This is a genomic window from Nocardioides sp. SLBN-35 (assembly GCF_006715725.1).
Lineage (GTDB): Bacteria > Actinomycetota > Actinomycetes > Propionibacteriales > Nocardioidaceae > Nocardioides.
Genome location: NZ_VFNU01000001.1, coordinates 2,149,862 through 2,164,964 on the forward strand (window position 1 = coordinate 2,149,862; position 15,103 = coordinate 2,164,964).

The window sequence follows — 15,103 nt, forward strand, 5'->3', positions numbered from 1 at the left end:
ACCGATGGCACCTTCGCTTCTCGCCCGGTACCTCGCGCGGCGGCTCGCGCTGCTGGTCACGACGCTGTGGGGAGTCGTCACCATCGTCTTCCTGCTGATCAAGGCGATCCCGGGCGACGAAGCGCAGGCAGCCGCCGGCGTCACGGCCACCCCCGAGCAGGTGGAGGTCGTGCGCCAGCGGCTGGGCCTGGACGAGTCCGTCCTCCAGCAGTACCTCAACTACCTCGGCCGGCTGCTGCACGGCGACCTCGGGACGTCGATCTTCACCTTCCAGCCGGTGCTCGGCGACCTGCAGCAGCTGATCCCCTACACGGTCGAGCTGGTCGGCCTGGCCATGGTCATCAACCTGACCTGCGGGGTGCCGCTCGGCGTGCTGGCCGCCGCGCGGCACCGCACCCGGACCGACAACTCCGTCCGACTCGCCGCGATCTTCTGCGGCGCGCTGCCGACCTTCTGGCTGGCGATGATCGCCCAGACCCTGATCGGCCGGAAGCTCGGCGTGGTGCCGATCTCGGGTGTCTCGACCCTCGGCGTCGAGGTGCCGCGGCGCACCGGCTTCCTCACCGTCGACAGCCTGCTCGCCGGCGACCTGACCGCCTTCTCCGACGCGCTGGCCCACCTGGTGCTGCCGGCCGCGGTGCTGGCCATCCCGTTCATGTCGTTCGTGATCCGGGTCGTCCGCGGCTCGATGATCACCGCGCTCGAGGCCGACCACGTGACCGCGGCCCGGGCCAAGGGGGCCAGGGAGCGCACGGTGCTGCTGCAGCACGGCCTGCGCAACGCGATCGCGCCGGTCAGCACCCTGGTCGGCCTGCAGGTCGGCTGGATGATGGGCGGCGCGGTCATGGTCGAGACGGTCTTCAGCCGCCCCGGGTTCGGCAGCTACCTGACCCAGGCCGTCGCGCAGAAGGACACCTTCGCGGTGATCGGCATGGTGCTGGTCGTCGGCGTGATCGTCACCTTCGTCGGCCTCCTCGTCGACCTCGTCCAGCTCGCCGCGGACCCGCGCGTCCGCCTCCTCGAGACCCGGAGGGCCTCCGCATGACCACCGCAGCCGCCGCCCACGCCGTGCCACGCGTACGCCGTACCCGTCGCCGGGTGCCGTGGCTCGACCGGATCGCCTACGGCACGGTCGTCGCCCTGCTGCTGCTGGCGATCCTGGGACCCCTGCTCACGCCGCACGACCCCTACTCGGTCGACCTCGGCCGGGCCCTGCAGGCACCTTCGGGCGACCACCTCCTCGGCACCGACGGCCTGGGGCGCGACGTGCTGAGCCGGGCCCTCGCGGGTGCCCGCGCGTCCATCCTCGGAGCGTTGCTGGCGGTCGCCGGCGCTGCCCTGATCGGCATCCTGGTGGCCTCGATCGCCACCATCGGCGGGCGCTGGGTCGACGACGTCGTGATGAGGTTCTGCGACATCACGCTCTCGCTGCCGGTGATGGTGATGGCGCTCGGCGTCGCCGTCGCGCTCGGCCCGAGCCTGCGCTCGGCCGTGATCGCGATGGTCGTGGCCTGGTGGCCCGGCTTCGCCCGGATCGCGCGCGCCGAGATGCGCACGGTGATCACCTCGCCGTACGTCGAGGCGGCCCGCGTCCTCGGCGCCGGCCGGTGGCGGCTGATGCTGCGCCACGTCCTGCCGAACTCGCTCGACGGCGTCTACGTGCAGGCCACCCTCGAGATCGGCGGCGCGACGCTGATCATGGCCGGTCTGTCGTTCGTGGGCGCCGGCGCCCAACCGCCCAGCGCCGAGTGGGGCGCCATGGTCGAGACCGGCTCGCGCTACCTGACCAGCGCCTGGTGGATCTCGGTGGTCCCCGGCCTGCTCATCACGATCACGGCGCTCGCCTTCGCCCTCAGCGGCGACTCGCTGCGCAACCGCAACCACCCCGACGCGACGCTGGCATGAAAGGTCTCGACATCGTGAGCCTCAACGTGGAGGTACCCGTCCCGGCCCCGGGCGAGGACCTCGCACCCCGTCCACTGCTCGAGGTGAGCGACCTGACGGTCAGCTACCCGAGCGCGGCGGGCGCCGTGGAGATCGTCTCCGGGTTCGGCCTCACCGTCGCTCGCGGGGAGCGGGTGGCCCTGGTGGGCGAGTCCGGCTCGGGCAAGTCGGTCACCGCCCGGGCGCTGCTCCGGCTCGACCACCGCGCGTCCGTCAGCGGCCGGGTGCGCCTCGACGGCACCGACCTGCTCGCCCTCAGCGATCGCGAGATGCGCGCCCAGCGCGGCCGCCGGATCGGCCTGATGCTGCAGGACCCGATGACCACGCTCAACCCGGTCCGCTCGATCGGCAGCCAGGTGATGGAGTCCCTGCGGGTGCACGGCGTCGGCAAGGCCGAGGCCCGCAAGCGCGCCGTCGAGACCCTCGACCGGCTCGGCATCCCCAACGCCGAGCGGCGGATGCGGGCCTACCCGCACGAGTTCTCCGGCGGCATGCGCCAGCGGGTCTGCCTCGCGATGGCCATCGTCGCGCACCCCGACCTGCTCATCGCCGACGAGCCGACAACCGCGCTCGACGTCCGGGTGCAGGAGCAGGTGCTCACGCTGATCGACTCACTGGTCGCCGACCTCGGCATGGGCGTCGTCCTGATCACCCACGACCTCGGTCTGGTCGCCGGCTTCGCCGACCGGGTCGCGGTCATGTACGCCGGGCGCGGGGTCGAGACCGGACCGGTCCGCGAGCTGTACCGGACCCCGCGGCACCCCTACACCTCCGGCCTGCTCGCCTCCGTGCCCCGGGTCGACCGCGACGGCGCCCTCGCGCCGATCGCCGGCAGCCCCGCCCAGCCCTCCTCGCGGCCCGGCGGCTGCGCGTTCCACCCGCGCTGCGCCCGCGCCGAGGCCGACTGCGCCGAGACCCGACCCGACCTACGACGCCTCGGCACGGCCGACGTCGCCTGCCACCACCCGCTCGCACTCGCGGGGGAGGGGAACCGATGAGCACGACCACCGAGGGCACGCCGATCCTGGAGGCCCGCGGCCTGACCCGCTCCTTCGGCTCGCGCCGCGACGCCACGCGTGCGGTCGACGACGTGGGCTTCAGCGTCGGCCCCGGCGCGATCCTGGGCATCGTCGGCGAGTCCGGCAGCGGCAAGTCGACCACCCTGCGCTGCGTCGTCGGCCTCGAGCGCGCCGACACCGGCCAGGTCCTCTTCGACGGCGTGCCGCTCGCCGGTGCCGACCGCGCCACGCGGCGCCGCTTCAGGCGCGACGTGCAGATGGTCTTCCAGGACCCCTACTCCAGCCTCAACCCGCGGATGACCGTCGAGACGATCGTCGGCGAGGGCCTCGACATCCACCGCATGGCCGGCACCCGCGAGGCGCGCCGCGCCCGCGTCGTCGAGGTGCTCGATCTGGTCGGCCTCGACGCCACCGTGCTGGACCGCTTCCCGCGCTCGTTCTCCGGAGGCCAGCGGCAGCGGATCGCGATCGCCCGCGCGCTGGCCGTCGGCCCGCGGGTGCTCGTGTGCGACGAGCCGGTGTCCGCCCTCGACGTCTCCGTCCAGGCCCAGGTGGTCAACCTGCTGCTCGACATGCAGCAGCAGCTCGGCCTCGCCGTCGTGTTCGTCGCCCACGACCTCGCCCTGGTGCGCCACCTGTGCCACGAGGTGATGGTCATGCAGCGCGGCGTCGTCGTCGAGAGCGGTCCGTGCGCCGAGGTGTTCGACCGGCCGCAGCACGAGTACACGAAGAGCCTGCTGGCGGCGATCCCGATCCCCGACCCGGACCGCGACCGCGCCCGACGCGCGGCCGCGGCCGCAGAGCGGAGGAGTGCATGAGCCCGCGCATCGGCGCTGACGTCAAGCTGCCGTCGCCGCACCGCGCCCTCAAGGGGGCCGTCGACGTGCCCTGGCCCCAGGTGCTCGCCGACGCCGCCGAGCTCGGCCTCGACGGCGTCCTGGTGCGCACCCTCTACGAGCTCTCGCCGACACTCGACCCCGGCCTGCTTCGCGAGGTCGCCGACGCGGCCGCCGGGCTGGGCCTCTACCTCGAGCTCGGCGTCGGCAAGGTCAACCCCTACATGACCGCCGAGCTGCCGGAGATCCGCCGCCTCGGCGACGGCAGCTACGTCACGGGCATGGAGCGGATGATCGAGGCCGCGGCGGCGATCGGCTGCCACGAGCTGTGGACCGCGACCGGCAACTTCCAGGCCGGGCTGCCGGGGCTGCACAAGAACGACCGCTACCGCCGTGACGCACCGTGGGCCGACCAGATGGCCGCGACCGAGGGGCTCCTGCGCCAGCTCGCCCCGGTGCTGCGCGCCTGCGGGTCGCACCTCGACCTGGAGACCCACGAGGAGATCACGACGTACGACGTGGTCCGGCTCGTCGAGGCGGTGGGCCCCGACGTCCTCGGCGTCACCTTCGACACCGCGAACGTCTACGTGCACGGCGAGACCGCCGAGGCGGCGGCACGCCGGGTGGCGCCGTACACCCGGATGTGCCACCTGCGCGACGTCGCGATCGTCGAGGGACCGGAGGCGCCGGACCGCTACCTGCTGCCGTGTGGGGACGGCGTCATCGACTGGGCCGACGTCCTCGGCGTGCTGCTGGGGGCCAACCCCGACCTCCACCTCTCCATCGAGCCGGCCGGTCCCCACCAGCCGGCGATGCAGGTCTGGCACGACGACCCCCGCTGGCGGGCCGCCCACCCCGACCTGGATCCCCTCGAGCTTGGCGCGGTCCTCGACTGCGTCGGTGCCTACGAGCACCACGTCCGCTCATTCGATCGTCCCGACGCAGCCCTGCTGCGGGCGGGCGGGCTGTTCACGCGGGAGGAATTCCTCCGCCGAAGTGCCGGGCACCTCCGCAGCGTCACCGCTGCCGGAGACCACACCCATCCGACGAAGGAGTACATCCCATGAGCACGACCGCGAACGCGACCCGGGCGGACATCGCCGGGCTGAAGAGCGCCGTGGACTGCCCCGTGATCCTGCCCGGGGAGCGGCACTACGACCTCGAGCGCCACGTGTGGAACGCCGACATCGACCGCAGCCCGGCCGCGATCGTCTCGTGCCGCACCGCCCAGGACGTGTCCCGCGCGCTGACCTGGTCCCTCGAGAACGGCTTCGAGGTCACGGTCCGCGGCGGCGGCCACAACCTGGCGGGCACCGCCGTCATCGACGGCGCCGTGCTGCTCGACACCGGCCCGATGAAGGAGGTCACCTTCGACCACGCGGCCGGCACGGTCACGGCCGGCGCCGGCTGCCGGCTCGGTGACCTGGACCGGGCCTGCGCCGAGCACGGCGTCGTCGTACCTGCCGGCACGGTGTCGCACACCGGCGTCGCGGGCCTCACCCTCGGCGGTGGGACCGGCTACCTGTCGCGGATGTACGGCCTGACCACCGACCACGTGGTCGAGGTGGAGTTCGTCGTCGCCGACGGCCGGATCCTCACGGTCAACGAGGACGAGCACCCCGAGCTGTTCTGGGCGGTGCGCGGCGCGGGCCACAACTACGGCATCGCGACGAAGTTCACCTTCCGCTACACGCCCTTCACGATGAAGGCCAACGTGCGCCAGGCGTTCTACGTCGGCGAGGACCGCAAGCGCGTCCTCCAGCACTTCCGCGACTGGAGCTACGACGCCGCCGACAACGTCGTCACCTACGCCCGCACTGTCGAGGTGCCGGACTTCTGGACCGTCGTGCCCGCGAAGTACCGCGGCAGCCAGGTCGTCTCGGTCGCCACGATCCACTGGGGCGACGCCGAGGAGGGCCGCACCCTGACCGACTCGATGATGGGCGCCGGCTCGCCGGTGTGGCAGACCGAGTACCAGGTGCCGCACGTCGAGCTGCAGCGCGCGTGCGACGACGACTTCCGCTACGGCGTGCGTCGCTACTGGAAGAACAGCATGCTCAACGAGTTCCCCGACGAGGCCATCGACACGGTCCTCAAGTGGTCGGACGCCTACCCGGGCCGGCCGCTGCAGGCCCGTTCGACCATCGCGCCGCACTTCGCCTGCCCGTACCAGCTCTACCCCCGTGGCGGGCAGGCGGCGCGGGTCGACCCGATGGCGACCTCGACCAGCGACCGCACGTCGGCGAAGTTCATGGCGAGCGCCGGCGCCGAGTGGGAGTTCCCGTCCGAGGCCCCGGAGCTGATGGACTGGGTGTCGGGCTTCGACGCGGAGATGGACCCCTACAAGAACGGGACCTACATCAACTTCACCAGCGTGGCCGGTGACGAGAACGCGGCGCGCTACGCCTACGGCGACAAGTACGACCGCCTGGTCGCCGTGAAGCGGGAGTACGACCCCCGCAACGTCTTCCGCCGCGGTCTCGTGGACCTGTCCGGTGAGGGCGAGGACGTCCTCGATGACGAATGACCTCGGGTTCCGGATCGGGACGGACAGCTCGAAGTTCCCCGCGCCCGCGGGAACTGACGCCGCGTGGCTGCTGGCGAAGGCCGCGAGGGCCGGCTTGGAGGGCGTGTTCTTCCGCTCGGCGCTCGAGCTCAGCCCGACGCTCGACGTCGGCGAGCTGACGGCATTGCGGGAGCAGGCCGACGGGCTCGGTCTCTACCTCGAGGTCGGGGCCGCGAAGATCAACCCCTTCGCGGCCCCGGAGGCGCCGGAGATCCGCGCGCTCGGCGACGGCGACTACCTGGCCGGCATCGAGCGGATCGTGGCGGCGTGCGCCGCCGCGGGGATCCACGAGATCTGGGCGGCCACGGCGAACTACAAGTTCGACCTGGCCGGCCGGCTGGCCTGCGACCGCTACCGCACCGACGTGACCTGGAACGACCAGCTGCGGGCGACCGGCAAGGTGATGGCCGAGATCGCGCCGGTGCTGCGCGAGCACGGTTCGCACCTCAACATCGAGACACACGAGGAGATCACCACCTTCGAGCTGGTGCGGCTGGTCGAGGAGGGCGGCCCCGACGCGTTCGGGATCACCTTCGACACGGCCAACGTGCTGATCCGTGGGGAGGACCCGGTGGCCGCGGCGCACCGGGTCGCGCCGTACACCCGGCAGACCCACGTGCGCGACGGTGCCCTGTTCTTCACCGAGCAGGGCCTGTGCCGGGTGCTCGCACCCTGTGGCCAGGGGGTCATCGACTGGCCGGCGCTGATGACCGCGCTGCTCGACGCGCCCCGCAAGGCGCTGTCGATCGAGGGGATCATGGGTCGCCGCTTCCAGCTGCCGATCCCGATCCACGACCCGCTGTGGCACGCCGGCCAACCGGACATGACGACCGTCGAGCTGGCCGAGCTGGTCCGCCTGGCCCGTGGCTACGAGGACGCGGTCGCCCGCGGGGAGCGGCGCTCGCTCGCCTCGCTGGCCGAGCCGGCCGACGACGCCGAGCGCGAGCGGTTCGTGCTCGACAGCGTCGCGCACCTGCGCGCCGTCGCTGCGCAGATCGCCGCGCAGATCGGGGCAGGGCCGGTGTGATGACCCCGGTGCCGCTACTCCTGCGCGGAGAGGATCGAGTCCTCGAGCCGCTGCAGGAGCGCGGCGAGCTGGGCGGCGTCGTCGGCATCGACGCCGCCCAGCAGCCGGTGCTCGTTGGCCAGGTGCGTGGCGATCGCCTGGTCGATCAGCGCCAGGCCCTCGGGGGTGAGCTGGGAGTGCACGACCCGGCGGTCGTGCGTGTCGCGGATCCGCGTGATCAGCCCGGCCTGCTCGAGCTTGTCGAGCCGGAAGGTGATGCCGGCCGAGGACAGCAGCGACTCCGCGGCCAGCTCGGTGCCGGACATCCGGTAGGGCTCGCCAGCGCGGCGCAGCGCGGCGAGCACGTCGAACGACGCCGGGTTGAGGCCGTAGTCGTCGAAGGACTTGGCGATGACCGCCTGGTAGCGCAGGTAGACGCGGTGCACACGACCGAACAGGGCGATGGGCGACGGGTCGAGATCGGGACGCTGCTCGCGCCACTGCTGCACGAACCGGTCGACGTCGGACAGCACGTCGGTTGCCTCAGCGTCCTGGTGGGCCATGACGCGGATGCTAGCCACGATCGGCCGACTCCTTCCACCCAACATGCTTGACAGTAAGTAAGTAAGCACTTAAAGATTAAGTCCTAAGGAAAAGAGGAGTCATGAACCAGCCCGTCGTACGACTGCACTCGCTGCGGTCGGTCCAGCTCGGTGTCCCGGACGTGACCGCCTGCAGCGACTTCTACTCCGAGGTGTGGGGCCTCTCGGTCGTCGAGAGGGACACCGACGACACCTGGCTGCGGGGCTCCGGCCCCGACCACCACGTGCTCCAGCTCAGCCGCGCCGAGCGCAACGCGCTGGGCCGGATCAGCTTCGCGGTCCGTACGCCGGCCGAGGTCGACGAGGCCGCCCGCCGGCTGGTGGCCCAGGGCGTCCCGCTGCTGCGCGAGCCCGGGCCGCTCGCCGACGCCGGCGCCGGCTACGGCCTGGTCCTGGTCGACCCCGAGGGCCGCCGGATCGAGCTCAGTTGCGACGTCCACTCGGTGACGCCCCGCAGCCGCGACCTGCCCGTGCCGATCGGCGTCACCCACGTCGTGCTCAACACCGTCGACATCGACCGGGCCGTCGCCTTCTACACGCAGGTCCTCGGCATGCGGGTCTCGGACTGGTCGGAGCACCAGATGGCCTTCCTGCGCTGCAACACCGACCACCACAGCATCGCGTTCAACCAGGCGGCGTGGACCTCGGTCAACCACGTCGCCTACGAGATGGCGTCGATGGACCACTTCATGCGCGGCATCGGCTCGCTCAAGCACCACGGCATCACGCCGCTGTGGGGCCCGGGCCGGCACGGTCCGGGCAACAACACCTTCTCCTACTTCGCCGACCCCGCCGGCCTGGTGTGCGAGTACACCTCCGACGTCGCGCAGGTCGTCGAGGACCAGTGGCTGTGCCGGGTGTGGCGCCGGGTGCCGGAGCTCTCCGACCTGTGGGGAACGGCGGGCCCGCCGTCGACCGACGTGCGCACCCACATGGCCGGCGTCGAGGACCACGGCGCCCTGGGCGACCTCGACGCGGCCGATCCGGTGGTGGCCTCGTGACCGCCGCGGTCGACACGCCGATCCGGGCCGTCGTCATCGGTGGCGGGGTGATCGGCGCGAGCGTCGTCGCCGCCCTGCTGCGCGGCGACGTCCCCGACGTGGTCCCCGTCGCGGTCGTCGACCCGCAGCCCGTCGGTGACCTGGGGGTGCCCCAGCTGCGGCTGGAGGCCGCGCTCGACCAGGCCGACGTGGTCGTCGAGTGCGCGGGCCAGGCCGTCGTCGCGCAGAGCGCGGTCGGCATTCTCGAGCGGGGGATCGACCTGCTCATCACCTCGGTCGGCGCCCTGGCCGACCCCGAGGTGGCGGCAGCGGTCCGCGCCGCCGGCCCCGGTCGCTTCCTGCTGACGGCCGGCGCCATCGGCGGTCTCGACATCCTCTCCTCGGCCGCCGCCCAGGGCCCGCTGACCCGGGTCGAGGTGACCACGACCAAGCTCCCCACGACCCTGGTGCAGCCGTGGATGGACGACCACGACGCCGACCTGCTGCGGGTCGCGACCGAGCCGATCGAGGTCTTCCGCGGCAACGCCCGGGAGGCGACGCGGCTCTTCCCGCGCTCGCTCAACGTCGCGGCGACGCTGGGCTGGGTGGTCGGCGACTTCGACCTGGTCGACGTCCGGCTGATCGCCGATCCCGCCGCGGAGCTGACCTGCCACCGGGTGGTCGCCGAGGGTGCCGCCGGCCGCTACTCCTTCGAGATCGAGAACCTGCCCTCGCCGCAGAACCCCCGCACCAGCGGTGTGGTCCCGCACGCCGTGCTCCGTTCGCTCGCCGCCCTGGTCGGCCGCCCCAGCGGGGTGGTCTAGGTGCTGGCCTTCCGCGAGGGCGGCAGCGGCTCACCGACGCTGATGCTGCACGGCATCGGGTCCTCGTCGCTCGCCTTCGGCCACCAGCTCTCGGCGCTCGGCGACGAGCTGCGGATGGTGGCCTGGGACGCTCCCGGGTACGCCGCGTCCACCGACCCCGACACGGCCCTCGACCTCGACGGGTACGTCGACCGGCTGGCCGCCCTCGCCGGCGACCGGTTCGGCGACGACCCCGTCCACCTGGTCGGGGTCTCGTGGGGCGGCGTGCTCGCCCTGCGCACCGCCGCGACCCGGCCCGGCCTGGTCCGCAGCCTCACCGTCATCGGCGCCAGCCTCGGCTCCGGCGTCGACCCGGTGCGGGCGGCGCAGATGCGCGAGCGGTCCGGTGAGCTGGTCCGCCTCGGCGCCACCGACTTCGCCCGGCAGCGCGGGCCGCGGCTGCTGGCCCCCGGCGCCGACCCCGCGCTCGTCGAGCACGTCGTCGCGACGATGGCGGCCGCCATACGTCCTGCGGGCTATGCCTGTGCCGCCGAGGTCATGGCCGCGGCCGACCTCACCGACGACCTGGCCCGGATCACCGCACCCACGCTGGTGATGGCGGGCGTCGAGGACCGGGTGACCGGCCCGGCGCGGGCCCGCGAGATCGCGGCCCTGGTGCCCGGCTCCGCGCTGGTGCTCGTCCCGGGCGCCGGCCACCTCGCCAACCAGGAGCGTCCCGCCCTGGTCAACGCCTGGCTGCGCGGCTTCACCCGCGCGGCCGACCTCCTGGCCGCGGCCCAGCCCGCGACCGACCTCCACGAAAGGAAGATCCCATGACCCTGCAGTACGACACCGCCGACGACCTCGCCGAGTTCACCGACTCGCTCATCCTCACCCGGGCCACCCGCCACGAGGACTGGGACACCCTGGGCTTCCAGGCCAAGGCCGGCGACCAGTTCAAGCGCGCCCAGATCCGCTACGTGGGCTCGGGCGCGACCGGCAACCACGAGAACGACAACCGGACCGTCAAGTCGCAGGGCTTCACGTTCTCCAACATGCTGCTGCCGCCCGGCGCCGAGGGCCCCGAGCACACCCACCACGACGCGGAGGAGGCCTTCTTCGTCCTCGAGGGCGAGGTCGAGGTCGGTATCCACCGCGACGGGCAGGTCGTCAAGCGCACCCTCGGCTACCGCGACATGATCGTCGTGCCCGCGGGCGTCCCGCGCAGCCTGAAGAACAACGGCGACGAGGACGCGCTCTTCTGCGTGATCATCGGCGCCCAGAAGCCGCAGGTCCCGACCTACCCCGAGACGTCGGCCATGCACGGCGTGACCCGGGACTGAGCCCGTGGACCTGGAGCTGCGCGACCGCACCTACCTCGTCACCGGCGGCAGCTCGGGGGTCGGTCTGGCCACCGTCGGGCTGTTGCTGGCCGAAGGGGCGCGCGTGGTCACGTGCGGGCGGCGGGCCGATGGGCTCGACGCCGCGGCGGCGCAGCTGGCGGCGGCGCTCGGTGCCGCTGAGCTGTCGGGCGCGCTGCTCACACGGGTCTGCGACGTTCGCGACGCCGCGGCCGTGGCGTCGCTCGTGGACGACGCGACGCAGGCCTTCGGCGGCCTCGACGGGGTGGTCAACAACGCCGGCCAGTCCCGGATGGCGGGGCTCGCCGACGTCCGCGCCGCCGACTTCCTCGACGAGCTGGACCTCAAGTTCAGCAGCGTGCTCAACGTCCTCGGCGACGCGCTGCCCTGGCTCGAGAAGTCGCCGGTGGCCTCGGTCGTCAACGTCAACGCGGTGCTCGCCAAGCAGCCCGAGCCGCGGCTCGTCACCACCTCCGCGGCCCGCGCCGGCCTGCTCAACCTGACCAAGTCAATGTCGGTGGAGTACGCCGCCCGCGGGGTGCGGGTGAACTCGGTCTGCCTCGGCCTGGTCGACACCGGCCAGTGGCGCCGTCGCTACGACGACTCCGGCGACACCCGCGACTACGCCGACTGGGAGCGGGAGATCGCCGCCGACCGCGGCATCGCACTCGGCCGGTTCGGCCGGGCCGAGGAGGTCGCCTCGGCGATCGCCTTCCTGCTGTCCCCGCGCTCGTCGTACGTCACCGGCGCGGCGCTCGACGTCTGCGGCGGCGTCTCCCGCGGCCTGTTCTGACCCTTCACCCTCCCGTCACCCTCCCGAGGAGAACTCCCATGACCAGCCCGGCACCGGAGCGCACCGGCGGCGACCTGCTCGTCGACCTGCTGCGCCGCTACGACGTCGACACCGTCTTCGGCATCGTCAGCGTCCACAACCTCCCCTTGGTGGAGGCCGTGGACCGTGACCTCCGCTTCGTGCCGGTCCGTCACGAGGCGAGCGCGGTCAACGCCGCCGACGGCTACGCCCGGGCCCGGGACGGACTGGGCTGCGCGCTGACCAGCACCGGCACCGGCGCCGGCAACGCCGCCGGCTCGCTCGTCGAGTCGCTCAGCGCCGGGACCTCGGTGCTGCACGTCACCGGCCAGGTGGACACGCCGTACCTCGGCTCGGGGCGTGGCTTCATCCACGAGACCAAGGACCAGCTCGGCATGCTCAGGGCGGTCTCGAAGCACGCGGTCACCGTGCCGGACGTCGCGTCGGCCGGCGCCGTGCTGCAGGAGGCGGCCGAGCAGGCGCTCGCCGCTCCCGGCGGTCCGGCGAGCGTCGAGTGGCCGATCGACCTGCAGTACGCCGTCCCCGTGGGACTTCCGGCTCCGGCGACCCCGGCGCCCGCCGCCCCGGTCGACCCGGTCAAGGTCGCCGAGGTGGTCAGCCTGCTGCGGGGCAGCGAGCGGCCGGCGATCTGGGCCGGCGGGGGAGTCGCCCGGGCCGGCGCATCGCTGCGCAGGCTGGTCGAGCTGACCGGAGCCGCCCTGTTCACCAGCAACTCGGGACGCGGCGCGGTGCCCGAGGACCACGAGCTGTGCGTCGGCAACTACGCGACCACGCCCGGGGGACGCAGCCTGCTCGCCGACGCCGACCTGCTGCTGAGCGTCGGCACCCACTTCCGCTCCAACGAGACCGGTGACTACGGCCTCGTCGTACCCACGACGCACGTCCAGGTCGACCTCGACCCCGCCGCCCTCGGCCGGGTCTTCCCGGCGAGCGTCGGTGTCGTCGCCGACGCGAACGCCTTCCTGGGCGCCGTCGTCGACGCCCTCGTCGCAGCAGACGTTGCGCCGCGCGCCGCCTGGTCGGAGCGGGTGCGGGTCACCCGCGCGTCGGTCCGCGAGGCCCAGCGCGCCGGTCTCGGGGAGCACGCGGCCTTCGCCGACGCCCTGCGCAAGGTGCTGCCGCGCGACGCGGTCGTCGCCCGCGACGTCACCATCGCGTCGAGCTCGTGGGGCAACCGCCTGCTGGAGATGTACGACGCCCGCGGCAACGTCTTCCCGCGCGGCGGCGGCATCGGCCAGGGCCTCGGCATGGCGATCGGCGCCGCGATCACCCGGCCGGACCGGCCCAGCGTCGGCATCGTCGGCGACGGCGGCCTCGCGGTCCACCTCGGCGAGCTCACCACCCTCGCCCAGGAGAGGCCCTGGCTGGTGCTGCTGGTCTTCAACGACGGCGGCTACGGCGTGCTGCGCAACATGCAGGAGTCGCTGGGCAGCCCACGCTCCGGCGTCGACCTGCTCGCCCCCGACTACGCGACCCTGTGCCGTTCGATGGGGCTGGCGCACCTGCGCATCGCGGACCCCGGTGCGGTCGCGGCCACGCTCGAGCAGGCCGTCGCGCTCGGCGGCCCGGTCGTCGTCGAGGTCGACCTGGCGGCGTACCCGCCGATGCCGCGCCCCTTCACCCCGCCCGTCCACGTCCCGGGAGCACCCTCATGAGCGCCGTCATCACTGATCGCCTGGCCCCGGAGGGGCGGATCCTCGTCGGCGGCGAGTGGGTCGAGGGGACCGGTGCCGAGATCGTCACGACCGACCCCGCCGACGGCAGCACCATCGCCACCCTGGCCGGGGCGGTGCCGGCCGACGTCGACAGCGCCGTGCGCCGTGGCGAGGCCGCGCGCTCGGCCGCGGCGTGGCGCACGATGCTGCCGCACCAGCGGGCCCGCTACCTCGCCCGCACCGCCGACCTGATCGAGGCGCGCAGCGAGGAGCTCGCCCTGCTGCAGAGCCGCGACAACGGCAAGCCGCTCGCCGAGACCCGGGCGCTGGTCGCGAGTGCGGCCGGGACCTTCCGGTACGTCGCGGCGCTCCTCGAGACCGAGGAGGGCGCGATCCCGCCCTCGCGCGGCGGCTACCTGACCTTCTCGGTGCACGAGCCGATCGGAGTGGTCGGTGCGATCACCCCGTGGAACAGCCCGATCGCCTCCGAGGCCCAGAAGGTCGCCCCCGCGCTCGCCGCCGGCAACGCCGTCGTCCTCAAGCCGGCCGCGTGGACGCCGCTGCTCGCCCTCGAGCTCGGCGCGCTGCTGCTCGAGGCCGGGATCCCCGAGGGCCTGGTCAGCGTGCTGCCCGGCCCCGGGCGCACCGTCGGCCAGGCGATCGTCGAGCATCCCGGGATCGGTCACCTGTCCTTCACCGGCGGCACCGACACCGGTCGGGAGCTGGCCGCCACCGCGGCCCGGCTGCTCAAGACGACCTCGCTCGAGCTCGGCGGGAAGTCGCCCACGATCGTGCTGCCCGACGCGGACCTCGACCTCGCGGTCAACGGCATCCTCTACGGCATCTTCAGCTCCCAGGGGCAGTCCTGCATCGCCGGCTCGCGGCTGTTCGTCCACGACAGCGTGTACGACGAGGTCGTGGCCCGCATCGCCGAGCGCGCCGACGCGCTGCGGGTCGGGCACCCCCGGGCCGAGGGCACCCAGCTCGGGCCGCTCATCACCGCCTCCCACCGAGACTCCGTCGAGCGCTTCATCGCCGACGGCCTCGCCGCCGGCGGGACGCTGCGGGCCGGCGGCGTGCGGCCGTCCGACCCTGCGCTCGCGGCGGGCAGCTACCTGCGGCCCACGGTGATCGACGGACTCGGTGCCGACGCGTCCGTCGTGCGCGAGGAGATCTTCGGCCCGGTCCTGGTGGCGCTGCGCTGGCGCGACGAGGAGGAGCTGGTCGCGGCGGCCAACGACTCGGCGTACGGACTCGCGTGCGGCATCTGGACCCGGGACTTCGCCCGCGCCTGGCGCATCGCGCGCGCCGTCGACGCGGGCACGGTCTGGGTCAACACCTACAAGCAGCTGTCGATCGCCACCCCGTTCGGCGGCGTCAAGGACAGCGGTTCCACCCGCGAGAAGGGGCTGGGCGCGATCCGCGCGTACCAGCGGCAGAAGAGCATCTATCTGGGCACGTCCGGGCCGATCGCCTGGGCGGACCGACCGGGCTTCTAG

Annotated in this window: 15 protein-coding genes; 14 read left to right on the forward strand and 1 reads right to left on the reverse strand. The window is 73.2% G+C overall.

What is annotated here, in order from left to right:
* Positions 1-4: 4 nt before the first annotated feature.
* The 7 genes from FBY23_RS10395 to FBY23_RS10425 all read left to right on the forward strand — a co-directional run bounded on the left by FBY23_RS10395 (position 5) and on the right by FBY23_RS10425 (position 7,392).
* Positions 5-1,045, forward strand: a complete 1,041-nt coding sequence (locus FBY23_RS10395) for an ABC transporter permease (RefSeq protein WP_141798075.1) — start codon at positions 5-7, stop codon at positions 1,043-1,045.
* A 353-nt stretch (positions 1,046-1,398) separates the two neighbouring features.
* Complete coding sequence (locus tag FBY23_RS26905) at positions 1,399-1,905, forward strand: ABC transporter permease (protein ID WP_396954511.1); 507 nt, start codon at positions 1,399-1,401, stop codon at positions 1,903-1,905.
* 14 nt (positions 1,906-1,919) lie between these two features.
* Positions 1,920-2,942, forward strand: a complete 1,023-nt coding sequence (locus tag FBY23_RS10405) for an ABC transporter ATP-binding protein (RefSeq protein WP_260805888.1) — start codon at positions 1,920-1,922, stop codon at positions 2,940-2,942.
* Positions 2,939-3,781, forward strand: a complete 843-nt coding sequence (locus FBY23_RS10410; protein WP_141798078.1) for an ATP-binding cassette domain-containing protein — start codon at positions 2,939-2,941, stop codon at positions 3,779-3,781. Before FBY23_RS10405 ends, FBY23_RS10410 begins: the two co-directional genes overlap by 4 nt.
* Entirely contained in the window at positions 3,778-4,866 is a 1,089-nt protein-coding gene (locus FBY23_RS10415) for a sugar phosphate isomerase/epimerase (RefSeq protein WP_141798079.1), read from the forward strand. The genes FBY23_RS10410 and FBY23_RS10415 overlap by 4 nt, the downstream gene beginning before the upstream one ends.
* Complete coding sequence (locus tag FBY23_RS10420) at positions 4,863-6,326, forward strand: FAD-binding oxidoreductase (RefSeq protein ID WP_141798080.1); 1,464 nt, start codon at positions 4,863-4,865, stop codon at positions 6,324-6,326. The genes FBY23_RS10415 and FBY23_RS10420 overlap by 4 nt, the downstream gene beginning before the upstream one ends.
* A complete protein-coding gene (locus FBY23_RS10425) occupies positions 6,316-7,392 on the forward strand; it encodes a sugar phosphate isomerase/epimerase (RefSeq protein ID WP_141798081.1) in 1,077 nt (358 codons plus the stop codon). Before FBY23_RS10420 ends, FBY23_RS10425 begins: the two co-directional genes overlap by 11 nt.
* Before the next feature lie 14 nt (positions 7,393-7,406).
* Here FBY23_RS10425 and FBY23_RS10430 read toward each other — a convergent pair whose 3' ends face one another.
* Positions 7,407-7,934, reverse strand: a complete 528-nt coding sequence (locus FBY23_RS10430; RefSeq protein ID WP_141798082.1) for a MarR family winged helix-turn-helix transcriptional regulator — start codon at positions 7,932-7,934, stop codon at positions 7,407-7,409.
* A gap of 101 nt (positions 7,935-8,035) precedes the next feature.
* On the opposite strand from FBY23_RS10430, the gene FBY23_RS10435 reads away from it, so the two are divergent.
* Genes FBY23_RS10435 through FBY23_RS10465 form a run of 7 tightly spaced genes read left to right on the forward strand, consistent with a single transcriptional unit; the run spans position 8,036 to position 15,103 of the window.
* A complete protein-coding gene (locus tag FBY23_RS10435) occupies positions 8,036-8,974 on the forward strand; it encodes a VOC family protein (RefSeq protein ID WP_141798083.1) in 939 nt (312 codons plus the stop codon).
* Positions 8,971-9,777, forward strand: coding sequence for an aspartate dehydrogenase domain-containing protein (locus tag FBY23_RS10440; RefSeq protein ID WP_141798084.1), 807 nt, complete (start codon positions 8,971-8,973; stop codon positions 9,775-9,777). Before FBY23_RS10435 ends, FBY23_RS10440 begins: the two co-directional genes overlap by 4 nt.
* Positions 9,778-10,593, forward strand: a complete 816-nt coding sequence (locus FBY23_RS10445) for an alpha/beta fold hydrolase (RefSeq protein WP_222117788.1) — start codon at positions 9,778-9,780, stop codon at positions 10,591-10,593. It abuts the gene before it with no gap.
* The gene (locus tag FBY23_RS10450) at positions 10,590-11,099 is read left to right on the forward strand and encodes a cupin domain-containing protein (protein WP_141798085.1); all 510 of its coding nucleotides are present in this window, start codon (positions 10,590-10,592) and stop codon (positions 11,097-11,099) included. The genes FBY23_RS10445 and FBY23_RS10450 overlap by 4 nt, the downstream gene beginning before the upstream one ends.
* Positions 11,100-11,103: 4 nt before the next feature.
* Positions 11,104-11,910, forward strand: a complete 807-nt coding sequence (locus FBY23_RS10455; RefSeq protein WP_141798086.1) for an SDR family oxidoreductase — start codon at positions 11,104-11,106, stop codon at positions 11,908-11,910.
* Between the two features lie 38 nt (positions 11,911-11,948).
* Positions 11,949-13,604 (forward strand): thiamine pyrophosphate-binding protein, encoded by a 1,656-nt coding sequence (locus tag FBY23_RS10460; RefSeq protein WP_141798087.1) that lies wholly within the window; start codon positions 11,949-11,951, stop codon positions 13,602-13,604.
* Positions 13,601-15,103: an aldehyde dehydrogenase gene (locus FBY23_RS10465; protein WP_141798088.1), complete on the forward strand. Its 1,503-nt coding sequence runs from the start codon at positions 13,601-13,603 to the stop codon at positions 15,101-15,103. Before FBY23_RS10460 ends, FBY23_RS10465 begins: the two co-directional genes overlap by 4 nt.